This window comes from Amycolatopsis sp. 3B14, assembly GCF_050958625.1.
Taxonomy (GTDB): domain Bacteria; phylum Actinomycetota; class Actinomycetes; order Mycobacteriales; family Pseudonocardiaceae; genus Amycolatopsis_E; species Amycolatopsis_E thermoflava.
In genome coordinates this window covers 1-23,153 of the sequence record NZ_JBHZEN010000039.1, presented here as the reverse complement: position 1 = coordinate 23,153, position 23,153 = coordinate 1, and the positions used below count along the sequence as shown (strand labels likewise).

At 73.7% G+C, this 23,153-nt stretch carries 20 protein-coding genes; 7 read left to right on the top strand and 13 right to left on the bottom strand.

From position 1 onward, the window contains the following. Positions 1–10 precede the first annotated feature (10 nt). The 8 genes from rfaE2 to ACCP09_RS21540 all read right to left on the bottom strand — a co-directional run bounded on the left by rfaE2 (position 11) and on the right by ACCP09_RS21540 (position 8,974). Entirely contained in the window at positions 11–1,372 is a 1,362-nt protein-coding gene (gene rfaE2 / locus ACCP09_RS21575; RefSeq protein ID WP_433749485.1) for a D-glycero-beta-D-manno-heptose 1-phosphate adenylyltransferase, read from the bottom strand. Beyond that, entirely contained in the window at positions 1,369–1,932 is a 564-nt protein-coding gene (locus ACCP09_RS21570) for a D-sedoheptulose-7-phosphate isomerase (protein ID WP_027930833.1), read from the bottom strand. The genes rfaE2 and ACCP09_RS21570 overlap by 4 nt, the downstream gene beginning before the upstream one ends. Next, on the bottom strand, positions 1,929–2,942 hold the full coding sequence (locus tag ACCP09_RS21565; RefSeq protein ID WP_433749482.1) for a glycosyltransferase family 9 protein: 1,014 nt from the start codon (positions 2,940–2,942) through the stop codon (positions 1,929–1,931). The genes ACCP09_RS21570 and ACCP09_RS21565 overlap by 4 nt, the downstream gene beginning before the upstream one ends. After that, a complete protein-coding gene (locus ACCP09_RS21560) occupies positions 2,939–4,429 on the bottom strand; it encodes an HAD-IIIA family hydrolase (RefSeq protein WP_027930835.1) in 1,491 nt (496 codons plus the stop codon). The genes ACCP09_RS21565 and ACCP09_RS21560 overlap by 4 nt, the downstream gene beginning before the upstream one ends. After that, positions 4,426–6,054 (bottom strand): carbamoyltransferase family protein, encoded by a 1,629-nt coding sequence (locus tag ACCP09_RS21555; protein WP_433749479.1) that lies wholly within the window; start codon positions 6,052–6,054, stop codon positions 4,426–4,428. Before ACCP09_RS21555 ends, ACCP09_RS21560 begins: the two co-directional genes overlap by 4 nt. 60 nt (positions 6,055–6,114) lie before the next feature. After that, positions 6,115–7,053, bottom strand: a complete 939-nt coding sequence (locus tag ACCP09_RS21550) for an NAD-dependent epimerase/dehydratase family protein (RefSeq protein ID WP_433749476.1) — start codon at positions 7,051–7,053, stop codon at positions 6,115–6,117. Between the two features lie 52 nt (positions 7,054–7,105). Then, positions 7,106–7,927 (bottom strand): EamA family transporter, encoded by an 822-nt coding sequence (locus ACCP09_RS21545; RefSeq protein ID WP_433749473.1) that lies wholly within the window; start codon positions 7,925–7,927, stop codon positions 7,106–7,108. Between the two features lie 513 nt (positions 7,928–8,440). Further along, on the bottom strand, positions 8,441–8,974 hold the full coding sequence (locus tag ACCP09_RS21540) for a MarR family winged helix-turn-helix transcriptional regulator (protein WP_433749470.1): 534 nt from the start codon (positions 8,972–8,974) through the stop codon (positions 8,441–8,443). Positions 8,975–9,112: 138 nt separating this feature from the next. Between ACCP09_RS21540 and ACCP09_RS21535 the strand changes: the two genes are divergently transcribed. Beyond that, on the top strand, positions 9,113–9,979 hold the full coding sequence (locus tag ACCP09_RS21535) for a manganese catalase family protein (protein ID WP_433749467.1): 867 nt from the start codon (positions 9,113–9,115) through the stop codon (positions 9,977–9,979). 52 nt (positions 9,980–10,031) lie between these two features. Here ACCP09_RS21535 and ACCP09_RS21530 read toward each other — a convergent pair whose 3' ends face one another. From ACCP09_RS21530 to ACCP09_RS21520, 3 genes are all read right to left on the bottom strand, one after another. Beyond that, positions 10,032–11,267 carry a glycosyltransferase gene (locus ACCP09_RS21530; protein ID WP_433749464.1) on the bottom strand — a complete coding sequence of 412 codons (1,236 nt, stop codon included), beginning with the start codon at positions 11,265–11,267 and terminating at the stop codon, positions 10,032–10,034. After that, entirely contained in the window at positions 11,264–12,088 is an 825-nt protein-coding gene (locus tag ACCP09_RS21525) for a glycosyltransferase (protein WP_037322531.1), read from the bottom strand. The genes ACCP09_RS21530 and ACCP09_RS21525 overlap by 4 nt, the downstream gene beginning before the upstream one ends. A 235-nt stretch (positions 12,089–12,323) precedes the next feature. Beyond that, positions 12,324–12,728 carry a DUF4383 domain-containing protein gene (locus ACCP09_RS21520; protein ID WP_433749461.1) on the bottom strand — a complete coding sequence of 135 codons (405 nt, stop codon included), beginning with the start codon at positions 12,726–12,728 and terminating at the stop codon, positions 12,324–12,326. 139 nt (positions 12,729–12,867) lie between these two features. Between ACCP09_RS21520 and ACCP09_RS21515 the strand changes: the two genes are divergently transcribed. From ACCP09_RS21515 to ACCP09_RS21505, 3 genes are all read left to right on the top strand, one after another. Further along, positions 12,868–13,662 (top strand): SigB/SigF/SigG family RNA polymerase sigma factor, encoded by a 795-nt coding sequence (locus ACCP09_RS21515; RefSeq protein ID WP_027930844.1) that lies wholly within the window; start codon positions 12,868–12,870, stop codon positions 13,660–13,662. Between the two features lie 117 nt (positions 13,663–13,779). After that, a complete protein-coding gene (locus ACCP09_RS21510; RefSeq protein WP_433749458.1) occupies positions 13,780–16,308 on the top strand; it encodes an ATP-dependent Clp protease ATP-binding subunit in 2,529 nt (842 codons plus the stop codon). Next, entirely contained in the window at positions 16,305–16,592 is a 288-nt protein-coding gene (locus ACCP09_RS21505) for a DUF6480 family protein (RefSeq protein ID WP_433749455.1), read from the top strand. Before ACCP09_RS21510 ends, ACCP09_RS21505 begins: the two co-directional genes overlap by 4 nt. Before the next feature lie 479 nt (positions 16,593–17,071). On the opposite strand, the gene ACCP09_RS21500 is transcribed toward ACCP09_RS21505, so the two are convergent. Together ACCP09_RS21500 and ACCP09_RS21495 are read right to left on the bottom strand one after the other, a co-directional pair. Further along, on the bottom strand, positions 17,072–17,896 hold the full coding sequence (locus tag ACCP09_RS21500) for an SCO6745 family protein (RefSeq protein WP_433749452.1): 825 nt from the start codon (positions 17,894–17,896) through the stop codon (positions 17,072–17,074). Beyond that, a complete protein-coding gene (locus tag ACCP09_RS21495) occupies positions 17,893–19,308 on the bottom strand; it encodes an amidase (RefSeq protein WP_433749449.1) in 1,416 nt (471 codons plus the stop codon). Before ACCP09_RS21495 ends, ACCP09_RS21500 begins: the two co-directional genes overlap by 4 nt. Before the next feature lie 49 nt (positions 19,309–19,357). Here ACCP09_RS21495 and ACCP09_RS21490 point away from each other — a divergent pair, with 49 nt between their 5' ends. From ACCP09_RS21490 to ACCP09_RS21480, 3 genes are all read left to right on the top strand, one after another. Beyond that, complete coding sequence (locus ACCP09_RS21490) at positions 19,358–19,708, top strand: ArsR/SmtB family transcription factor (protein ID WP_433749446.1); 351 nt, start codon at positions 19,358–19,360, stop codon at positions 19,706–19,708. Positions 19,709–19,780: 72 nt separating this feature from the next. Beyond that, the gene (locus tag ACCP09_RS21485) at positions 19,781–20,515 is read left to right on the top strand and encodes an HAD family hydrolase (protein WP_433749442.1); all 735 of its coding nucleotides are present in this window, start codon (positions 19,781–19,783) and stop codon (positions 20,513–20,515) included. Then, positions 20,512–22,893 carry a glycoside hydrolase family 65 protein gene (locus tag ACCP09_RS21480; RefSeq protein ID WP_433749439.1) on the top strand — a complete coding sequence of 794 codons (2,382 nt, stop codon included), beginning with the start codon at positions 20,512–20,514 and terminating at the stop codon, positions 22,891–22,893. The genes ACCP09_RS21485 and ACCP09_RS21480 overlap by 4 nt, the downstream gene beginning before the upstream one ends. Positions 22,894–23,153 lie beyond the last annotated feature (260 nt).

Sequence of the window (23,153 nt, the reverse complement as noted above, 5' to 3'; positions counted from 1 at the left end):
GTCTTCCCTTCTATCCGTTGGACACGGTCTCGATGAGCCGCGTGGTGGAGTAGCCCTCGACGGTCGGCACGAGCACGACCTTGCCGCCGTTCTCGCGGATGACGTCGGCCTCGGGCAGGTCGGCGCCCTCGTAGTCGCCGCCCTTGACCCAGACGTCGGGCCGCAGCGTGCGCAGCACCTCGACCGGCGAGGACTCCTCGAACACCACGACGGCGTCGACGGACTCCAGCGCGCTGAGCACGCGCACCCGGTCGGCGGCGGTCACGACCGGCCGGCCCGGTCCCTTCAGCCTGCGCACCGACTCATCGGAGTTGACGCACACGATCAGCGCGTCGCCCAGCTCGCGGGCGCGCCGCAGCAGCGTCACGTGACCGGGGTGCAGGATGTCGAAGCACCCGCCGGTGGCGACGACCCGGCCCCCGCGGCGCCGGACCCGCTCGGCCAGCTCGACGCCGGTCAGCCCCTCGGGCGGGCGGATCGGCTCGGCGGGCTCGGACAGCGCGGTGGCCGCGCCTGCGGCGACGAACCGGGCCGCCGACTCGACCGCCGACGCGACGGCGTTGGGCAGCGCGGCGCCCTCGAAAAGGGCCGCGGTGACGGCGCTGGCGAACCGGTCGCCCGCGCCGCAGGTGTCGGGCCGGACGCTCGCCGGGACGCGCGCGGCGTTGGGCACCGGGATGGTCCGCGTGCCGGTGCCGTCGGCGAGGACGGCGCCCTTCGAGCCGACGGTCACGGCGACGGCCTCGGCCGCCCACTCCGCCCGCAGCCGCTCGGCCAGCTCCCCGGGCGTGCCGGCAACTCCGGCGAACTTGGCGGCCTCGCTGTCGTTGGGCGTGACGAGCGCGGCGCCGGGCACCGGCGGGCCACCCCGCGGGTGCGGGTCCCACACCACCGGCGCCTCGGTCGCGGCCAGCAGCTCCCGGATCCGCGGGTGGCTCGCCACGCCGCGCCCGTAGTCGGCGACGAGGATCGCGGACGCCGCACGCAGCACCGCCACCGTGCGCTCGTCCAGCGGCTCGTGCGCGGCGCGCCCGTCGCCGTGGTCCAGCCGCACGACGGACTGCCCGGCCGCGCGGATGCGGGTCTTGCGGACCGTCTCGCCCTCCAGCGGCAGCGTGCACAGCTCGACCTCGCCGGCCAGCAGCCGGGCCAGCCGCGCCCCGCCCTCGTCCGCGCCGAGCGCCGTGACCAGCACGACGTCCGCCGCGGACCGGGCGGCAAGTCGGGCGGCGAGCCCGGCGCCGCCGGGACGGTGCCATTCGCGGCCGACGTCGACGACCGGCACCGGCGCCTCCGGGCACAGCCGGTCGGCGTTGCCGTCCACGTCGATGTCGAGCAGCGTGTCGCCGACCACCACCAGCGGGCCGGTCACGAGGGCACTCCCAGCGCCTCGTCCAGCGCGGCGCACAGGCCGTGGATCACCGCGAGGTGCGCCTCCTGCACGGTGCCGGTGCTCGGCGCGTCGATCATCACCGCGTCGTCGCTGACCGAGGACAGCGCGTTCGGGCCGGGGCCGGTCAGCGCCCACGTCGTGATGCCCAGTTCGTGCGCTGTCTTGGCCGCGGCGCACACGTTCTGGCTGCGGCCGCTGGTGGACAGCGCCACCAGCACGTCGCCGGGACGGCCGTGCGCGCGCACCTGCCGGGCGAACACCTCCTGGTCGCCGTAGTCGTTCACGATCGCGGTGGCCGCCGAGGTGTCGGCGTGCAGGGCGATCGCCGACAGCGGCTGCCGGTCGTTGACGAACCGGCCGACCAGCTCGCCGGTCAGGTGCTGGGCCTCAGCGGCGCTGCCGCCGTTGCCGCAGGCGAGCAGCCGTCCGCCGGCGCCGAGCACCTCGGCGAGGTGACGACCCCACGCCTCGATCCTCGGCGCCAGCGCGGTCAGGTCCCGCATGGTCGCGGCCAACGCCGCGAACCGCTCTTCGATCACGCTGCACCTCCTAGTTTCTCCACGGCCCGCAGGACTTCCTCGGGCGGAACCCGGTCCAGGCACGGGTGGCCGGGCACCGGACAGGTCCGGGCCCGGGTGTCGCGGCAGGGCGCGTCCTGATCGCCGAGCAGGACGAGCGGCACGCCGTGGGGCGCCCACCGCGCGGCAGGCACCACCGGCGCGAACAGCGACACCACGGGGGTGCCGACGGCCGCGGCGAGGTGCGCGGGCCCGGTGTTCGGGGCGACGGTCACGCGCGCCCCGGCGAGCACGGCGGCGAGGCCGTGCAGGTCGGTCTGCCCCGCCAGGTCCAGGCCGTGGTCACCGGCGACCCGGGCGGTCAGATCGCGTTCGGACGGGCCGCCGGTGACGACGACCCGGTACCCGGATTCGGCGAGCAGCCGGACGACCTCCGCGTTGTGCTCGGCGGGGTACTGCCGGGCGGGCACCGAGGCCGCCGGGTGCACCACGACGTAGCCCGGTTCGCCGACCAGGCCGGACACGTCCGGCAGGGGCTCGCGCACGGCCAGCCGCCCGTCGTCGCCGGGCGGCAGCTCGAACCCGGCGGCCCGCGCCAGCGACAGGGCGCGTTCGGCCTCCGGCGGGTCGCCCTCGACGCGGTGCCGCAGGTCCAGCAGCGACCCCGGGTAGTCCTCGCAGATCGCGCCGATCCACGGCACCCCGCACTCGCGCAGGACCAGCGCGAGCGGCAGCGGCGACTGGTGGAACGACGTGACGATCAGCGCCGCGTCCGGTTGCGCGGCGCGGATGTGGGCGCGCAACGCGGCCAGGTGGGCGGGGGTCGCCGCGGGGGGCTGCGGGTCGATCCACGGGGCGCACCACTCGACCACCTCGTCGACGCCGGGCAGCAGTTCGGCGGCCGCGCGCCCGTGCGGCCCGGCCAGGAACGTGACCGTGTCGGCCTCCGCCGCGACCGCGCGCACCAGCGGCCCGGACAGCAGGACGTCGCCCGCGTTGTCCAGCCGCGCCACCACAACCCGTGACCTCACCACTTCCGGTCCCCCATCGCCAGCCCGACCGCCTCGGCCAGGTCACCCGCCACGTGCGCGTCCCGCCGCGCGGCTTCGATCTCCGCGGCCCGCGTGCGCGGGGTCGGCACGAGGACAGCGCGCGCGCCCGCGGCGCGGGCGGCCTCGATGTCGGCGCCGATGTCCCCGATGACCACGCAGTCCTCGGGCCGCACCCCCAGTGCCAGCGCGGCGCGCGTCACCAGGCCGGGCTTGGGCTTGCGGCAGCAGCAGCCGTCGCCGTCGGCGTGCACGCACACCTGCCAGGTGCCGAACGGCCCGAGCAGCTCCTCGACGCGGGCGTTCACCGCGGCCAGCTCGTCCCGGGTGATCAGCCCGCGGGCCACACCGGACTGGTTGCTCACCACGCCCACCGGGACGCCGGCGGCGCGCAGGCGGCGCAGCACGTCCTCGGCGCCGGGCACGGGGCGGACCTTGTCCGGGTCGTTGTTGTAGGGCTCGTCGTGGATGAGGGTGTCGTCGCGGTCGAACAGGATCGCCTTGGCGACCGGGCGCGGACGGCGCACCCGCACCTCGCCGGCGAGCCGGTGGCCCACCGCGACGGGCGGGATCAGCACGCTCGTGACGGCCATCTTCGCCAGCTCGTCCGCCGTCTTCGGCCCGGGCAGGATGCGGCGCAGCGCGAACTCCGCGGTGAGGCCCAGCCAGGCGAGGCCCGCGAACGCGGCCGGCGTGTTGCGGCGGGCGGCGGCGAACGCGAGCGCGGCCGCGCCGCTGACGGTGGTGAGCGCGTGGCGGCCGAGACGGCCGGGGCCTGCGGCGGACAGCTCCCTCCACTGTGGACCGAATTTGCGGCGCATCAGCGCGTTGTCGGCGTTGCCCCGCTGCGCGCGCACGCTGGCGAAGAAACCGCCGTGCCGTGCGGGGTGCAGTGTCCGGCGGGTGCCGTGCTCCAGCCGCCACCCGGCCTGCCGGACGCGCAGCGCGAGGTCGGCGTCCTCGCGGAAGGCCCGCGGGAACCGCTCGTCGAAACCGCCCACGGCGGCGAGAACCGCGCGCCGGTAGGCCATGTCCGCGGTGATCCACTCCGCGGTGGCGAGCCCCGCGGTGTCCCGTTCCAGGTCGGTGGGGCGGCGGCCGCCGGTCGGGCCGGGCACCACGATCCGGCCCTGCGAGGCCGCCACGTCGGCGGCCAGCGACTCCAGGTCGGTCACCAGCCGCGACGGCCAGTCGGCGGTGGTGCGGACGTCGTCGTCGAGGAACGCGATCCACTCGGTGTCCGCGGCACGCCAGCCCACGTTGCGCGCCGCGGCCGGGCCGCGGCCGCCGGAGCGCAGCACGCGCACCTTCAGGTTGGTGTCGGGCAGGGGCAGGTCGCCGGGTTCGGGGCGGTCGTCGACGACGATGACCTCCGCCGGGCCCGGCCCGATGCCGTGGCCGAGCGCGGACAGCAGAGCCCGGAGGCTGTCCCGGCCGGTCGTCGGGACAACCACGGTGTAGGCCGTCATGCCGGCCTCCGGACCACGAACGGGCCGATGGCGAGCAGGTCGATGGGGCTGGAGCCGAAGCACTCCAGCGCGTCGCGCGGCGAGTCGACCATCGGGCGGCCCGCGGTGTTGAGACTGGTGTTGACGACGACGGGGATCCCGGTCCGGGCGGCGAATTCTCCGAGCATCCGCGCGACCAGCGGCTCGCTCGCCGGGTCCACCGTCTGGATCCGCGCGGTACCGTCCACATGGGTCACCGCCGGGATGCGGTCCCTCCACTCCGGACGGACGTCGTGCACGAACAGCATGTGCGGACTGGGCACGGGGCCACGCTCGAACAGCTCCCGCGCGCGGTCGGCGAGGACCATCGGCGCGACCGGGCGGAACTGCTCGCGGCCCTTGACGTCGTTGAGGCGTTCCAGGTTGCGCCGGTGGCCGGGGTGCGCGAGCAGCGAGCGGTGCCCCAGCGCGCGCGGGCCGAACTCGGCACGGCCCTGGAACCAGGCCACGATCTCGTCGTCGGCGAGCGCCTTGGCCACGGTGGCGGCGAGGTCGTCCGGCCGGTCGTAGCGCAGCCGGGCGGTGTCGAGCGCCTGCTGGATCTCGGCCTCGGTGAAGCCCCGCCCGAGGTCGGCGCCCGGCATCGGGGCGGCCGGTTCGCCCAGTTCCGCGGCGAGGTGCAGGGCGGCGCCGAGAGCCGTGCCCGCGTCGCCCGCGGCGGGCTGCACCCAGATCTCGTCGAACGGGCCGTCGGCGAGCAGCCGGGTGTTGGCCACGCAGTTCAGCGCGATGCCGCCGGCCATCGTGAGCCTGGACTGCCCGGTCCGGGCGTGCAGCCAGCGCAGCAGGTCGAGCAGGACCTCTTCGAGCCGCTGCTGCACGCTGGCCGCGAGGTCGGCGTGCTCGGGCCGGAAGTCCGCGCCGGGTTCCCGCCGCGGCGCGAACCGGGTCAGATCCACCGGTGGGGCGCGGAAACCGCCGTCCGGCGACGCGGCGATCGCTTCGCACAGCTGGTCGCGGAACCGCGGTTTCCCGTACGAGGCAAGGGCCATCACCTTGTACTCGTCGCTGGAGCGCGCGAACCCGAGGTGCTCGGTGAGGTCCTCGTAACGCAGGCCGAGCGAGTGCGGCAGCCGTTGCGCGGCCAGCTCGACCAGCTTGCCGTCGCGGTACTCGCCTGCCAGGTAGGACGTCGCCTCGCCGCGGCCGTCCGCGACCAGCACGGCGGCGTCGCCGAACGGCGCGGCCAGGCCGCTGGACGCGGCGTGCGCGACGTGGTGGCGGACGAACCGCACCTTCGCCGGGTCGAGGCCGGGCAGCGCGGTCTTCAGGAAGTTCGGGGCGCGGCGCGCGTACGTGGTGCGCAGCTCCTCCCAGCCCGGGTCGACGCCGTCGAGGCCGTGGTCGACCAGGTCCGGGTCATAGGAGTAGCCGACGGCGTCCAGGTCCCCGGGCTCCAGGCCGGCCTGGGCCAGGCACCAGCGGGCGGCCTGCTCGGGGAGTTCCCAGGTGGCGAACGGGACCGGGCGCTTGCCGTGCTTGCGGCGGGTGAACCGCTCCTCCTCGGCGGCGGCGACCACCCGGCCGTCCACCACGAGGGCGGCGGCCGGATCGTGGAACACCGCGTTGATCCCGAGGATCCGCAAGCTCGTTACCTCCACATCCGGTTACCACTGCTACTTAGCGCTACCCCTGCTACTCCTCGTCTAAACGAGACTGAGGTGGGTCATGAACCACTCCAGGGTCCGGCGCAGGCCCTCGTGCAGCTCCACCCGCGGCTGCCAGCCCAGTTCCCGTTGCGCCACCGCGATATCGGGGCAGCGTCGTTGCGGATCGTCCACCGGGGCCGGGATGCTGCGCACCGGCACGCTGGTGCCCGCCAGCCGCTGGATTTCCCCGACCAGGTCGCGAATGCGGAGTTCGTGCGGGTTGCCGAGGTTCACCGGTCCCGGGAAATCGCTGTCCGCCAGCGCCAGCAGGCCGTCGACGGTGTCGTCCACATAGCACAGGGAGCGGGTCTGGGCGCCCTCGCCGGCAATGGTGACCGGCTCGCCGGTGAGGACCTGCTTGACGAACGTCGGGATCGCGCGGCCGTCGTCGGCGCGCATGCGGGGGCCGTAGGTGTTGAAGATGCGGGCGATGCCGGTGTTCACACCGCGGGCGCGGCGGTAGGCGGCGGTGAGGGCTTCCGCGTAGCGCTTGGCCTCGTCGTAGACGCTGCGCGGGCCGACCGGGTTGACGTTGCCCCAATAGGTTTCGCGTTGCGGGTGTTCCCGCGGGTCGCCGTAGACCTCGCTGGTCGAGGCCAGCACGAACCGGGCGCCGTTGGCCTGCGCGAGATCCAGGGCGTGATTGGTGCCCGCCGCGCCCACCTGCAGCGTTTCCACCGGCAGGCGGTCGTAGTCGCGGGGCGAGGCGGGGCTGGCCAGGTGCAGCACCAGGTCGACGTGGCCGGTGATGTCCAGTCCACGCGCGACGTCGGCCTCGACGAAGCGGAAGTCGCCGTGCAGGTGCGCGATGTTGTCCGCGCGGCCGGTGGACAGGTTGTCCACGCAGGTGACGCGCATGCCGCGGGCGAGCAGGCGCTCGCAGAGGTGGGAGCCGACGAAGCCCGCTCCACCCGTGACGACCGCATGCCCTGGCACGCACTCCTCCTACCCGGCGGAGTCACTTCGAAACGCTACGGAGGTACTTCTCCTACGCCAGGGCCAACAGGGCGAGTGCCGCGGCGGCTCCGCAGACACCGAGAGTCTGTTTCCGGCTGAGGCGTTCACCCAGGAAGAGCAGTGCGAGCACCACGGGGATGGCCGGGTAGAGGGCGGCCAGGACGGTGGCGACGGCGAGCAGTTGCTGGTGGGTGGCGACCCAGTAGAGCACGATCGCAACGCTGCCGAGCGCGCCGGCGGCCGCGGCCGGCCAGGCCAGGCGGGGCCGCAGCGCGAGCGGGGTGCCCGTGGTGAGCACGAGGGGCAGGATGACGGCCACGGACGCGGCGCGGCTGACGACGATCGGCCAGAGCCCGGCGTCCAGCGGCACGGGTTTCATGGCGAGGAATTGAATCGCGAAGCCGGCCCCCGCGACGAGCGCGTCCCGGATGCCCGGTCCCGCGGGCCGCCCGCCGCCGGAGACGAGCCAGATGGCGGGCAGGGCGAGCACGATCCCGCCGATCGCCGCGGGCGAGGGCCGTTCCCCGAGGAAGGCCAGCCCGGCGACGACGGGCAGCGCGACGGCCCCGACATCGCTGACGGGCACCACGACGCTCAGCGCGTCCCGGCTCATGGCCCGGTAGAGGAAGCCGACGCCGATCCCCGTGCCGGCGCCGGAGAGCGCGCCCCACCAGATGCCGTCGCTCGTGGGAGCCGACCAGACCAGGGCGACGAGCAGGGTGACGAGGGTGCCGCCGAGCTGCGCGTAGAGGGAAACGGTGAGCCCAGGCGCCCGGCGCGCCACGACGCCGTTGACGAAGTGGGTGACGCCGAAGCACCCAGCCGAGGCGAGGGCGAGCAACTCCCCGGTCATCGGCGCCCCCCGAGGCCGGACAGACCGCCCGCGACGGCAGCCGCGCCCAGGCGCATCGAGCCGCCGCGCGGCCACCCAGACGACGATTCCGCGGCTCCGGCTCCCTCAGAAGCCACCACGCACCGGGAGCACGGGCACCCCGCGCGGCGGCGCCGCCCAGCGGCCATCGCCCGCCCCGGACCAGGGCTTTGCTCACCGGTCACCAGCAGCCTCCCGTGCCCAGCAGCACCCCCGCCACGGCGCCGCACCGCCACCGCTGCCTGGCAACGGCCGTCCGACCCAGCGCCCACCGGCCACCGCCCACCCCGGGACCAGGCCCAACCCAGCTCACCGGTCATCAGCGGCCTCCCGTGCCCGGCAGAGCGTCCACGCCGCCCCGCCTCCGCTGCCTGATACCAGCCATCCGACCAGCACCCACCTCGCGCCGACACAAGAGTCATCAGCGGCCTCCCGCACCTGGCAGACGGTTCTCCGGGCCACCGCCCAGCGCGGGCCGAGCCACCCCACCCCTGCTCACCCCTCATCAGCGGCCTCCCGCGCCCGGCAGGCCGCCCCCACCGGGCACACCTCCCCCTCCGCCACGCACGCCGAGCGGTCGCACAGCCGGCACAGGCGGTCGGCCTCCGGGAGCTGCTCGTAGGCCGCCGTCAGCAGCTTTCCGGCCAGCTCCGCGAACACCGCCCGCTCCCGCTCGTCGAGCGCGGCCGTCAGCGTCCCGAGCCGTCCGCCGCGGCGGCCCAGGATCCGACCCGCGGCCTCGGCGCCGGCCGGGGTCAGGTGCACGGCGACCGCCCGCGCGAGGGTGGGCCGCCGCTCGACCAGGCCCCGCCGCTCCAGCACGTCCACCATCCGCGCGGCCGCCGGCTGGCTCAGGCCGACCCGCCGCCCCAGCTCCGTCACCGACAGCCCGGGCGCCGTGGACAGCACCACCAGCGCGGCCGATCCGCTCACGCTCGTGCCCGCGGCGGCCGTCGCGTCGGTCAGCGCGAGGTCGTTGACCGTCAGCGCGAGAGCGCCGAGCAGGTTCGCCAGCCGTTCTTCATGCATGACTCATGCATAAATCATCGGCGTGGATTACGCAAGTCGGGCGGACGGACACGAATAACCCGCCCGCCCGTGGGAAGCCCCCCGGTCTGCGTACGCGTACCGACTACAACTTTTCCTTCTTTTCCAAGGGAGATCTCTGTGTTCCGACACACGAAACTGCTGCAGTTCGAGGCGAAGCCGGAGCGTCCGGACCCGTACTACGCGCGCAAGCTGCAGGAGCTCATCGGTGGTGCCTACGGTGAGATGACGGTGACGATGCAGTACCTGTTCCAGGGCTGGAACTGCCGCATCGAGGGCAAGTACAAGGACCTGATCATGGACACCGCGACCGAGGAGATCGGTCACGTGGAAATGCTGGCCACCATGGTCGCCCGGCTGCTGGAGGGCGCGCCGGCCACCGCCACCGCCGAAGCCGCCCAGGACCCGGTCATGGCCGCCGTGCTGGGCGGAATGGACCCGCAGCAAGCCATCGTCTCCGGTGGTGGCGCGGTTCCCGCTGATTCGAACGGCACCCCGTGGAACGGCAAGTACATCGTGGCTTCGGGGAATCTGCTGGCCGATTTCCGGGCCAACGCCGCGGCCGAGGCGCAGGGCCGGTTGCAGACCGCCCGGTTGTACAACATGACCGACGACCCGGGCGTGAAGGAGATGCTGAAATTCAACCTGGCCCGCGACACCGTGCACCAGAAGCAGTGGCTGCGCGCCATCGAAGAACTCCAGGCCGACGGCCTCGAATCGGACATCGCCCCCGGCGCCCTGCTCGACGAGGAGGACCAGACCCACAACAACACCATCTGGCACCTCTCCGACGGCCCCGACGGCAACAAGGGCACCTGGTCCAGCGGCGAAGACCGCATCGAATACCTGATGGACCCCAAACCCCTCGGCGGCCCCGGCAGCGCACCCAAGCCCGACCCCGAGCTCTACGCCACCTACTCGCCCACGCAGGACGCGATGGGCACGGTCAAGGGCAAGGCCCAGTCCGCGGTCAACAAGCTGACGTGACGGAAAAAAGCCCCTCGGGACCACGATCCCGAGGGGCTTCCCTTCGTCCTCGTCAGACCGGGCTCGCCGCGGCGTCGGCGGGCACGACCGCACCGGCGGGCGCCTTGTCCCCCAGCGCCTTCTCGTAGATCCGCATGACGTCGATCGCGATGCGGTCCCACGAGTACCGCGACCGGGCGCGGTCGCAGCCCGCGATCCCGTAGGCCTCGCGCTGCGCGGGGTCGCCGAGCAGGCGGCGCAGCGTCGCGGCCAGTGCCTCCGGGCGCTTCGGCGGCACCAGTTCCCCGGTCACGCCGTCCACGACGGTGTCGATCAGCCCGCCGACCGCCGCCGCGACCACCGGGACACCGCACGCCATGGCCTCCAGCGGCACGATCCCGAACGGCTCGTACCACGGCGTGCACACGACCAGGTCCGCCGAGCGCAGCAGCGACGGCATCTCGTCCCGCGTCACTTGGCCCAGCAACCGCACGCGGTCGGCCACGCCGAGCCGCTCGGCCAGTTCCACCAGGCGCTTGGCCTCCGGGTCGTCGGCGAGCCGCCCCTGCTCGGGGCCGCCCGCGATGACCAGTTCGGCGCCGGGCACGGCGGGCAGCGCGGCGATCGCCGTCGCGAACCCCTTGCGCGGCACCAGCCGCCCGACGCTGACGATCCGGTGCAGGTTGCCGCGCGGCGCGACCGGCCCGTCCGGGGTGAACCGTTCGAGGTCGACCCCGCACGGCGCGACCGACATCCGCGAGCGCGGCAGTCCCATCCTGGCCAGCTCGAACACCTCGTCCGAGCAGGTCGCGGCGACGCGCGCGGCGTTCTTGCCGATCAGCCGCTCCAGCTGCATCCGCTCCGGCGGGCTGGTGTCCGCCTTGCCCTGGTAGCGCTTCTTCACCACACCCAGCGCGTGGAAGGTCTGGACCACCGGCACGTCGGAGCCGCGCGTCGCGAGCAGCGACGCCAGCCCGGACATCCAGAAGTGCGCATGCACCACGTCCGGGGTGTCCCGCTGCCACGCCTTCGCCAGGTAGCGGCCGAACTCGGTCATGTGCGGCAGCAGGTCGTCCTTGGGCAGGTACTCCGCCGGGCCCGCCGGCACGTGCACCACCCGGTAACCCGCGGGTGCCCGGACCTCCTCCGGCTGCTCCCGGTCGTCGCGCCGGGTGTAGACGGTGACGTCGTGGCCCTGGCGGCACAGCGCCGCGGACAGTTCCGCCACGTGCAGGTTCTGCCCGCCCGCGTCCACCTCGCCCAGGACGGCCAGGGGGTTGGCGTGCTCCGACACCATCGAGATCTTCATGCGCTACCTCCACTCGTCACCCGGCCGAGCTGGACGTCCCAGTTGCGCAGGAAGGCGTCCAGGCCGTAGCTGGCCAGCGCGTGCTCGCGCGCTTGCTTGCCCATCCGGTGCGCCAGTTCCGGGTCCGCCACCAGGTCGGCGGCCGCGCGCACCAGTTCGTTCACATCCGCCGAGACGAAACCCGCCTCCGGCGGCACCGCACGAGACGCCTCGGTGCTGTCCACCGCCACCACCGGCATCCCGAGGTGCATCGCCTCGATCAGCGACAGGCCCAGCGACGTCCAGCGCGGGGTGTGCAGGTACAACCGGCACCGCGCCAGCCCCGCGTGCAGGGCGTCCTGCCCCAGGTCACCCCGCGTGCGCAGGCGCTCCCCCAGGCCGAAGTGGTCGTCGAGCTTCTCGACGCCGATGCCCCACACGTCCAGCGGGGCTACCTCGGCGAAGGCGGGCAGCAGGTCGGTGCCGACCGCGCGGCCGCGGCGCACCGGCTCGTTCATGACCAGGCCGATCGAGGCTTCCTCGCCGGTGTACAGCTCGCCCGGGTCGACCACCCCGTGCTCGATGACCGTGGCCGGCGCCCGGCCGGAGTCCCAGATCAGGTTGTTGAAGTGCGTGACGTGCACCAGCGGGATCTCGTCCTGGTCGGCCAGCGGGTGCCGCGTGCGCGGCACGTCGCCGGTCGGGGTGTTGTGCTCGACGAACACCGCGGGCACGTCCCGGCCGGGGCGCCGCCCCGTCCAGCGCTCGGTCAGCTCGATCTCGTCCGGGCGCTGGAGGACGACCACGTCGATGTCGGCGTTCCGCAGCTCGGCCGGACTCACCTCTCGCGCGGACGGCCACGCTCGGTCACAGCGGCCCCGCCCCCAGGGACCGCCCTCCGGTAGCAGCGGAAGGAGGTACTCGTGCCGTCCGCGCACGAAGGAACTGGTCCATGATCCGTGTACGTGCCAAAGAAGTATTCGCAGCGGATCGTCCTCTGCCCGTCTCATGATGGAGTTCTTTCACCCTGGCAGAGGAACTAAACACGCTACGCAATACTGCTACTCTCGGTAATCGTCACACGCGTTCGGTGGTCCTCGACCGGGCGGGCAGCAGGAACACGACGAGCCCCAGCACCGCGACGACGCCGTGCAGCGCGTTGTCCGCCCAGGTGGGGTCGAACAGTCGCCGGACGTCGGCCGGGTTTCCGGTTCCCGCCGAAAGCAGACCCCAGATCGTGATCCCCAGCAGTCCGAAGAAGACCACCAGCCCGATGATCCGCGCGGACGGTCCCTTCCAGGCCGCCACCAGCGCGAGCACGCCCACCGCGGTCCGCGTCAGGTTCAGCAGCGTTCCGGTGTGGAATCCCAGCAGGTCGCCCGAAGTGGCGAACCCGCCGATGCCCAGCGCCAGGAACACCACGCCGACCAGCAACGCGAAACCCTGTGCCACCGGCGCTCGCCCCGTGGTGCGATCAGCCATGGAAAGACCTCCTTGCATCCGTTCCTCTCGGCGCGGGGTTCCCCGGACCGGGCCCGTGCAACCAGGTGTGGCGAACGGCGGTACGGGGTAGTCCGGGCCATGACCAGGTCGGCACGAGACAGCGGGGGGAAGCGGAACGTTGGCTGAGACGCGCCTCGCGGGCACCGTCGAGGACAACGATTCCTCGGAGGAGAACACCCCCACTTTCGCCGATCTGGCGGCCGCCGCGCCGGACGATCCGTGCCGGGCACGGCTCCGCACCGCGCTGGTCACCCAGTACCTGTCGGTGGCCGAGCACATCGCGCGCCGGTTCAGCGGGCGCGGCGAGGCGTACGAAGACCTGTTGCAGGTCGCGCGGGTCGGCCTGATCAACGCCGTCGACCGGTTCGAGCCGGAACGCGGCACCGACTTCCTGTCCTTCGCCGTGCCGACCATCATGGGCGAGGTCCGGCGGCACTTCCGCGACGCCAGCTGGTCGGTGCGGGTGCCGCGGCGGCTCAAGGAACTCCACCTGCAGATCGGGCAGGCCAGCAGCGAGCTGGGCCAGCGCCTCGGCCGCGCGCCGACGCCGACGGAGATCGCGCGCGAGCTGGACCTCACGCCGGACGAGGTGAGCGAGGGCCTGCAGGCGGGCAACGCCTACTACGCGGTGTCGGTCGACAAACCGGCCGGTGAGGACGACGAGGCCGCGTCGCTGGCCGACACCCTCGGCGAAGAGGACTACGGCATCGAGACGGTGGAGAACCACGAGGCGCTGCAACCGCTGCTGCGCGACCTGGCCCCGCGCGAGCGGACCATCCTGATGCTGCGGTTCTTCGGCAACATGACGCAGACGCAGATCGCCAAGCGCGTCGGCATCTCCCAGATGCACGTGTCGCGGCTGCTCGCGCAGACCCTGCAGCACCTGCGGGAGAAGCTCACCGAAGAGCCCTGACGCGTCGTTTCGCCCCGCCCGGGCACGGGTAGCCGACGGCGGTGGACGGCCCGGGCCCGCTCCGTCCGAAGTGGAGCGCCGGGCCCCGCACCCCCGACGGCTGAGGAGCGTTCCCCCATGACCGGCTTTTTCGCAGGCGGGCCCGGCAGTCCGTTCGACCAGTTCCTGGCGCAGTTCTTCGGCAACGCCGTGCCCAGCAGGCGCCCGAACGCGGTCGACATCACGCGGCTGATGTCCGACCAGGCGCGGGAACTCGTCGCGCACGCCGCCGAGAAGGCGGCCGAACAGGGCCGGACCGACGTCGACACCGAACAGCTGTTGTGGGCGGCCACGCAGGCGTCGCCGACACGGCAGCTGCTGGAGAGCGCGGGCGCGAAGCCCGAGGAGATCGCGCGGGAGATCGACCGGCACGGCCGTGGCGACGGCGAGCGCACCACCCCGGCCATGCTCGCGCCGGGCGCGAAGCGCACCTTGCTGGACGCGCACGGCATCGCCCGCACCCTCGGCTCCAGCTACATCGGGCCGCAGCACCTGCTGCTCGCGCTCGTGGCGAACCCGGACTCCGCGGCCGGCCGCATCCTCGCCCGCGCCGGGGTCACCCCGGAGGCGTTCCAGGGGCAGCCGCAGGGGCAGCCGATGTCGCGCGGCCGTGCCGAGCAGCGGCCGCAGCCGCGCACCGACACCCCGACGCTGGACCAGTACGGCCGCGACCTCACCGCAGAGGCCGCCGAGGGCAACATCGACCCGGTCGTCGGGCGCGACGACGAGATCGAGCAGACCGTCGAGGTGCTGTCCCGGCGCACCAAGAACAACCCGGTCCTGATCGGCGAACCGGGCGTGGGCAAGACGGCGATCGTGGAGGGCCTGGCGCAGCGCATCTGCGACGGCGACGTGCCCGACCTGCTCGCCCGCCGCCGCGTGGTGCGGCTCGACCTGACCGCGATGGTCGCCGGCACCCGCTACCGCGGCGACTTCGAGGAGCGCATGACGAACCTCCTCGACGAGATCCGCCGCAACCGCGACCAGCTGATCGTGTTCATCGACGAGCTGCACACCGTGGTCGGCGCGGGCGCGTCGGAGGGGTCGATGGGCGCGGGCAACATGCTCAAGCCGGCGCTGGCCCGCGGTGAGCTGCACATCGTCGGCGCGACCACGCTGGACGAGTACCGGCAGCACATCGAGAACGACCCGGCGCTGGAGCGGCGGTTCCAGCCGATCCTGGTGCCCGAGCCGTCGGTGTCCGACACCGTCGCCATCCTGCACGGCCTGCGCGACCGGTACGAGGCGCACCACCAGGTCCGGTTCACCGACGAGGCGCTCGCGGCGGCCGCGGACCTGTCCGACCGCTACCTGACCGACCGGTTCCTGCCGGACAAGGCGATCGACCTGATCGACCAGGCGGGCGCGCGGGTGCGGCTGCGGTCCGGCCGCCGCCCCAACGACGTGCGCGAACTGCAGGCCCGGCTGGAGGAGCTGTCCCGCGACAAGGACCAGGCGGTCGCCGAGGAGAACTTCGAGCGCGCCTCGGCCCTGCGGGACGAGATCGCCGGCCTGCGCGAGCAGCTGCGCACCGCCGACAGCGACGGGCGGCCCAGCGGCGTGCAGGAGGTGACGCCGCAGGACATCGCCGAGGTGATCTCGCGGCTCACCGGCGTGCCGGTGAACCAGCTGACCGAGGACGAGCGCGACCGGCTGCTGCGGCTGGAGGAGCACCTGCACGAGCGGGTCATCGGGCAGGAGGAGGCGGTGGACGCGGTGGCCGAAGCCGTGCGCCGCTCGCGCGCCGGGTTCGCGCCGCCGGACCGGCCCTACGGCAGCTTCCTGTTCCTCGGCCCCACGGGCGTCGGCAAGACCGAACTGGCGCGGGCGCTGGCGGCGGCGCTGTTCGGCGACGAGGACCGGATGATCCGGCTGGACATGTCGGAGTACGGCGAGCGGCACACGGTCAGCAGGCTGATCGGCGCTCCCCCCGGCTACGTCGGCTACGAGGAGGCCGGCCAGCTGACCGAGGCGGTGCGGCGGCGGCCCTACTCGGTGGTGCTCTTCGACGAGATCGAGAAGGCGCACCCGGAGATCTTCAACGTGCTGCTGCAGGTCCTCGACGACGGCCGCCTGACCGACGGGCGCGGGCGCACGGTCAACTTCACCAACACGGTGCTGATCATGACCAGCAACATCGGGTCGGAGATCATCTCCAGCAGCACGCAGGGTGCGCTCGGGTTCGCCGCCGACCGGGGCGACTCGGAGCGGCCGCTGCGGGAGCGGCTGATGCGGCGGCTGCGGGAGCAGTTCCGGCCGGAGTTCCTCAACCGGATCGACGAGGTCATCGTGTTCCGCAAGCTCGAGGCCGCGCAGCTGGAGCAGATCACCGAGCTGATGCTGGAGCAGACGAAACGGCGCGCGCACGCGCAGGACATCACGCTGGAGTTCACGCCCGAAGCCGTGCAGTGGCTGGCGCGGGCCGGGTACCAGCCCGAGTTCGGGGCGCGCCCGATGCGCCGCACGATCCAGCGCGAGGTCGACAACCCGCTGTCGCGGATGATGCTGCGCGGCGAGCTGACCCCCGGCGCGCGGGTGCGCGTGGGCGCCGGTGACAAGGGCCTGTCGTTCGACGTGTCAGGGTCGGTGGGAAGGGAAGACCGATGAGCAGTCCCGATCCGCGGTCCACTTCGGGGGCCGAACCCGGCGGCGGCGTGCCGGGCGACACCCCGCCCGACCCGGATCCCGCCCGGACGCCCGGACTGGAACCCGGCGGCGGTGTCGCCCCCGGCGACACGCCCCCGGACTCCGGCCAGACCTCCGGACTGTCGCACCACCAGCAGAACCCGCCGCGGGCGCTGCCCGTGGTGACGATCGTGATCTCCGTGGTGCTGGCCATCCTGGTCGCGGCGCTGCTGGTGTCCTCGGCGGTGGGCTGGCTGCAGTTCTGAGGCGGTCGCGGCGGCTGCCGGAGCCGCCGGCTCGCGGCAGGCTCGCCGCGCAACGCCGCTGGCCGGTGCGCAGCGGCCGATCACCCCTGCCCACAGCCCGGCCCGCTGGCCAGGGCGCCCGCGCCCCGACCGGCTAGCCGCGCAATGTCAAGACAGAGCCACCACGCGCGCCCAACGGCCCGGCCCCCGCCCACAAACTTGCCGCGCACCAGCACCCCACCCGCCGCCGCGCAATGCCACAACACAGCCACCGGGCGGCGCAACCGCCCGTCTGGCCCGTGCCCACGAACCTGCCCGCTCGTCAACGCCCCCATCCGCTCGCCGCGCGATGCCACAACACAGCCACGGGCGGCCCAACGGCCCGGCCCCCGCCCACGGTCGGGCCGCTCGGGCAGCGCATCCGCGCCCCCACCGGCTCGCCACGCGACGCCCACCGCGCAGCGGGCGCAGCGGCCCGCGCCCACGATTCGGCCCATTGCTCAGGGCGCCGGCGCCCCCACCGGGTTCGGGTGCGGTACCGGGACCGGCACCAGCCCGCGCGCGATCGGCCGCAACCAGCCGTCCAGCGCGGCCAGCTCGTCCTCGCCCACCGCGGCGTACGGCACCGCCGCCAGCTCGTCCGTGCGCCGCTCGATGTGCTCGCGCATGCGGGCGCCGCGATCGGTCAGGCCGCGCCCGTCGATCAGGCCGCGGGCGGCCAGCCGGTCCCGCGCCGCCGCCCATTCCTCGTCCGTCCAGCCGCGGTTGGGCGCCACGACGCTCCGGCTGCCGTCCGCCGCGTCGCGCAGGGCGTGCGCTTCCAGGCCGTCGACGCCCTCCGCGGCCAGCACCGCCACGTGCCCGTCGCCGCGGTGCTCGCGCAACGTCGTCGCCGCCTGCCACAGCGCCGCGAGCGGGTCGTCCGGCCACGGCAGCGCGGCGTTCGCGGCCCCCAGCGGCCGGCCTGCCCAGCCGGCCGCCGCCACGATCCGCCGCAGCACCGGCAGCACCGGCGCCGGCACCTCGCGCACGTGTTCCCGCAACGCCGCCACCGCGCCCGCGCTCCGGGCGGCCAGCGCCTCCGCCGGGGACACCACCTCCCAGATGGACGGCACCGACCGCGCCAGGAACGACGGCGCGAAGCCGTAGAACACGGCGGTCACCACGCCGAGCCCGGCCGCCCCCAGCGGCGCGGCCCGCGTCCCGACGTAGCCGCGCCAGAACCCGCGCAGCCCCGCCGCCTCGTGCGCCGCCTTGGCCTGCGGCGCGAAGTAGGTGACGTCGTGCAACGTCTCCAGCACCACCCACAGCTCCCGCGCCCTCACCGCGCCACCGCCGGCCGCCGCTGGGCCACCCCGGTAGCCTGCTCGAACGCGTGCCCCATCTGCAGCACGGCGAAGTCCGCGCGGTGCGGCCCGACGATCTGCAGCCCGACCGGCAGGCCGCCGGGCGTGAACCCGGCGGGCACCGACAACGCGGGCGAGCCGCTGACTGTCACGAAGTAGGCCGAGCGCATCCAGTCGAGGTAGGTCTCCATGTCCTGGCCCGCGACCCGCACCGGGTACTCCAGCTCCGCGTCGAACGGCGGCACCTGGCTGACCGGCAGCAGCAGGAAGTCGTAGCGCGTGAAGAACTCGCGGAAGCGGTGGAACAGCTCGGTGCGCAGCACCTCGGCGCGGCCGACGTCGGTCGCGGACAGCCGCAGCCCCTCCTCGGTGTTCCACACGATGGTGTCCTTGATCCGGTCCCGCTCGGTGTCCAGCAGCGGCCCGTACTTCACCGCGAACTGCCAGGCCCGCAGGATCCGGAACGCCTCGTCCGCGCCGGCGAAGTCCGGGCAGTCGCGCTCCACGACGCACCCCAGGTCGCCGAACACCTTCGCCGACGCCTCGACCACGTCCGCCACCTCCGGTTCCACCGGCACGCTGCCGCCCAGGTCGGGCGACCACGCGATCCGCAGGCCTCGCACGTCGCGGTCCAGCGGCCGGGCGAACGTCGCCCCCGGTTCGTCCAGCGCGATCGGCGACCGCGGGTCCGGGCCGGCGAGCACCGACAACAGCAGGGCCGCGTCGGCGACCGTGCGGGCCATCGGACCGGCCGTGGCCAGCCCCGACCAGCCCAGCGGCGCCGGCCACGACGGCACCCGCCCGATCGACGGCCGGAAGCCGACGACGTTGCAGAACGACGCCGGGTTGCGCAGCGACCCGCCGAGGTCGCTGCCGTCGGCCAGCGGGTGCATCCCGGTGGCCAGCGCCGCCGCCGCGCCACCGCTGCTCCCGCCCGCCGAACGCGACAGGTCGTAGGGGTTGCGGGTGGCGCCGAAGACCGGGTTGAAGGTGTGCGAGCCCGCGGCGAACTCCGGCACGTTGGTCTTGCCGATGCTGATCACCCCGGCCGCCCGCATGCGCTCGATCACCAGCTCGTCGCGATCGGGCACGTGGTCGGCGTGCAGGGGAGAGCCGAAGGTGGTGCGGATGCCCGCCGTCTCGTGGGTGTCCTTGTGCGCGACCGGGATGCCGTGCAGGGGCGGCAGTTCCGCGCCGCGGGCGGCGCGTTCGTCGGCCGCGGCCGCCTCGGCCAGCGCCCGCTCGGCGACGAGCGTGACGACGGCGTTGACGTCCGGGTTCACGCGCTCGATCTGGTCCAGGTGCGCCTGCACGACCTCGCGGGCGGACAGCTCGCGCGCCCCGAGCGCGGCGCGCAGTTCCCGTGCGGTGCGGAAGGGGATGTCGGTCACGGTGTGATCCTGCCAGCCCGCGGGCGCGCGTGGATGAGACGATTCCGGGGTGGCAGGTGAGGCGGAACGCCGGGTGATCGACGGCCCGGCCATCGAGGCGGCGCTGGACGGCCTCGGTGACCGCGACGTGGTGCGCGAGTGGGCCGGGCGGTTCTCGGTGCTGGCCGACCCGTCGCGCCTGACGTTGCTCGTGTGCATCCACTACGCGCGGGAGATCTGCGTGTCCGACCTGGCGGTGGCGGCTGGCATGACAGACACCGCGGTGTCCCAGGCGTTGCGGCTGCTGCGCGCGCACGGCCTGGTCACCGCGCAGCGCACCGGGCGGATCGTCCGGTACCGGCTGGCGGACGCCACCGTCCACGAGCTCATCCACCACGTCCGGCCGCACCCGCAGCACTAGAGCCGCGCGGTATAGGTCGTTATACGGCCGCGGCACGCGGCGAGCGCGCGGGTTCGCAGGTACCGTGCAGGCATGATCGGGTTGCCCGACGGCATCACCGCGTGCCTGTTCGACCTGGACGGTGTCCTGACCGGCACCGCCGCGCTGCACCGGGAAGCCTGGAAGCAGACGTTCGATGAGTTCCTGCGCGAACGGGACGGAAGCGGTTTCCACCCGTTCACCGACGCGGACTACGCCCGCTACGTGGACGGGCGGCCCCGGCTGGACGGGGTCCGCACGTTCCTCGCCTCGCGCGGGATCGAGCTGCCCGAGGGCGATCCGGGCGACGCGGTCACCGAGCACACCGTGCACGGCCTGGGGAACCGCAAGAACGACCTCGTGCTGCGGATCATCGCCGAGCGCGGACCGAACCCCTACCCGGGGTCGCGCCGGTACCTGGAGGCCGCGCGGGACGCCGGGCTGGCGATCGCGGTGGTGACGTCGTCGGCGAACGCACAAGCGGTGCTGGACGCGGCGGAGTTCACCCCGTTCGTGCAGGCCCGCATCGACGGGCTGGTCATCACCCGCGACGGGCTGCGCGGCAAACCGGCGCCGGACTCGTTCCTGGCCGGGGCGAAGGCGCTGGGCGTGGAACCCGCGCGGGCGGCGGTGTTCGAGGACGCGCTGGCCGGTGTGGAAGCGGGCCGGGCCGGGAACTTCGGGTTCGTCGTCGGCGTGAACCGGGCGGACCAGGCGGAGGCGCTGCGGGAGCACGGCGCCGACGTGGTGGTGGACGATCTCGCGGAACTGCTGGGGGACGACGCATGAGCCTCGTGACACGCGGCTACGAGTGCGCGCCGTGGGAACTGCGGTGGCGCGGCCTCGCGGTCGACCAGTTGCAGCGCACGGAATCGACGTTCGCATTGTCGAACGGGCACATCGGCCTGCGCGGCACCCTCGAAGAGGGCGAGCCGCGCGGCCTGCCCGGCACGTACCTGAACGGCTTCTACGAGGAGCACGAGCTGCCCTACGCCGAAGCGGGGTACGGCTACCCGGAGGCCGGGCAGACGGTCGTCAACGTGACCGACGGCAAGATCATCCGGCTGCTCGTGGAGGACGAGCCGTTCGACATGCGTTACGGCACGGCCACTTCGCACGAGCGGGTGCTGGACTTCCGGACGGGCACGCTGACCCGCACCACCGAGTGGTCGTCGCCGACCGGGCGGCACGTGCGGGTGCGCACGCAGCGGCTGGTGTCGTTCACCCAGCGCGCGGTGGTGGCGATCCGGTACGAGGTCGAGCCGCTGGACGGGAAGATGCAGCTGGTGCTGCAGTCGGACCTGCTGGCGAACGAGCCGATCGAGTCCGACAGCAAGGACCCGCGGGTGGCCGCGGCGCTGCAGTCGCCGCTGGAGTCGGAGTTCTTCCTCGCCGACCACTACCGCGCGGTGCTGGTGCACCAGACGCGGCGGTCCGGGTTGCGCGTGGCGGCCGCGATGGACCACCAGATCGAGTCGCCGGACGGGTTGCGCACCGACATCCTCGCCGAGGAGGACCTGGCGCGGCTGAGCATCGCGGTGGACGTGCCGCAGGGCAAGGTGCTGCGGCTGACGAAGTTCGTCGGGTACGGGTGGTCGGCGCAGCGTTCGGTGCCCGCGTTGCGCGCGCAGGTCGACGCCGCGCTCGCCGGGGCGCTGCAGACCGGCTGGGACGGGCTGCTCGCCGAGCAGCGCGCGTTTCTCGACGACTTCTGGGAGACCGCAGACGTCGAGATCGACGGCGACCCGGAGCTGCAGCAGGCGACCCGGTTCGCGTTGTTCCACATCCTGCAGGCCGGGGCCCGCGGGGAAAGCCGCGCGATCCCCGGCAAGGGACTGACCGGGCCGGGCTACGACGGCCACGCGTTCTGGGACACCGAGTCGTTCGTCCTGCCGGTGCTGACCTACAGCGTGCCGGAGGCGGCGCGGGATGCGTTGCGGTGGCGGCATTCCACGCTGCCCAAGGCGCGGGAGCGGGCGCGGCAGCTGGGCCTGCGCGGCGCGGCGTTCCCGTGGCGGTCGATCAACGGCGCGGAGTGCTCGGCGTACTGGCCGGCGGGCACCGCGGCGTTCCACGTCACCGCCGACATCGCCGACGCGGTCGCCCGCTACTACTGGGCCACCGGCGACGCGGAGTTCGAGCGCCAGTGCGGCACCGAGCTGCTGCTGGAGACGGCGCGGCTGTGGATGTCGCTCGGGCACTTCGACCGGCACGGCCGGTTCCGCATCGACGGGGTGACCGGGCCCGACGAGTACTCGGCGGTCGCGGACAACAACGTGTACACGAACCTGATGGCGCAGCGGAACTTCCGCGAGGCGGCGGCGTCCTGCGAGCGGGTGCCGGAGGTCGCGTCACTGTTCGGTGTGGACCAAACCGAGCTGGCGGGCTGGCGACGGGCCGCCGAGCAGATGTACGTGCCCTACAACGAAGAACTGGGCGTGCACCCGCAGTCGGAAGGCTTCACCGAGCACCTGGACTGGGACTTCGCCGGCACGCCGATGGAGAACTACCCGCTGCTGCTGAACTACCCGTACTTCGACCTGTACCGCAAGCAGGTGGTGAAGCAGGCCGACCTGGTGCTGGCGCTGCACCTGCGCGGCGACGCGTTCACGCCGGAGCAGAAGCAGCGCAACTTCGCCTACTACGAGGCAAGGACGGTGCGGGACTCGTCGCTGTCGGCGGGCACGCAGTCGGTGATCGCGGCCGAGGTGGGGCACCTGGACCTGGCCTACGACTACCTGGGCGAGGCGGCGCTGACCGACCTGCACGACGTGCACAACAACGTGCGCAACGGGCTGCACATGGCGTCGCTGGCCGGGGCGTGGATGGGGGTGGTCGCGGGCTTCGGCGGGATGCGCGACCACGACGGCAAGCTGACCTTCGCGCCGCGGCTGCCGCCCGCGCTGGAGCGGATCCAGTTCCGCATGTGCTTCCGGGAGAGCCGCTTCCTGGTGGAGATCCACCGCGACGACGCGACGTACCGGCTGCTGTCCGGGAAGCCGGTGGAGATCCGGCACCACGGGGAGCCGATGTCGGTCACCGAGGCCGCCACGACGAAACCGATCCCGCCGATCGACCCCGGCCCGGCACCGCACCAGCCCGCGGGCCGCGAGCCCGCCCGCAGGGACCCCGCCCAGGTGCGGCGCAACCTCGCCGCTTCCCGCTGACGGGCCGGGCCCGCACCGCCGACGACGAGATGGCGCGCCGCAGCCCCGGCCAGCTGGCCGGGGCTGCGGCGCCTGCCCGTCGGGCGAACGCCGCGACGCCGCGCGGCAAACCATCGCCGCTTCCCGCGGAGAAGGCCGGGCCCGGGCCATCGCTGCCTGCCCATCAGCCACCGACCGGACCCCGCGACGCCGCGCGGCAAACCATCGCCGCTTCCCGCGGAGGGGGCCGGGCCATCGCTGCCTGCCCATCAGCCACCGAC

Bases quoted from the DNA above. Each gene is read 5' to 3' on its own strand.
- ACCP09_RS21560 (WP_027930835.1), bottom strand. From the start codon at position 4,429: ATGACGGCCTACACCGTGGTTGTCCCGACGACCGGCCGGGACAGCCTC.
- ACCP09_RS21545 (WP_433749473.1), bottom strand. From the start codon at position 7,927: ATGACCGGGGAGTTGCTCGCCCTCGCCTCGGCTGGGTGCTTCGGCGTC.
- ACCP09_RS21540 (WP_433749470.1), bottom strand. From the start codon at position 8,974: ATGCATGAAGAACGGCTGGCGAACCTGCTCGGCGCTCTCGCGCTGACG.
- ACCP09_RS21530 (WP_433749464.1), bottom strand. From the start codon at position 11,267: ATGAAGATCTCGATGGTGTCGGAGCACGCCAACCCCCTGGCCGTCCTG.
- ACCP09_RS21520 (WP_433749461.1), bottom strand. From the start codon at position 12,728: ATGGCTGATCGCACCACGGGGCGAGCGCCGGTGGCACAGGGTTTCGCG.
- ACCP09_RS21510 (WP_433749458.1), top strand. From the start codon at position 13,780: ATGACCGGCTTTTTCGCAGGCGGGCCCGGCAGTCCGTTCGACCAGTTC.
- ACCP09_RS21505 (WP_433749455.1), top strand. From the start codon at position 16,305: ATGAGCAGTCCCGATCCGCGGTCCACTTCGGGGGCCGAACCCGGCGGC.
- ACCP09_RS21485 (WP_433749442.1), top strand. From the start codon at position 19,781: ATGATCGGGTTGCCCGACGGCATCACCGCGTGCCTGTTCGACCTGGAC.
- ACCP09_RS21480 (WP_433749439.1), top strand. From the start codon at position 20,512: ATGAGCCTCGTGACACGCGGCTACGAGTGCGCGCCGTGGGAACTGCGG.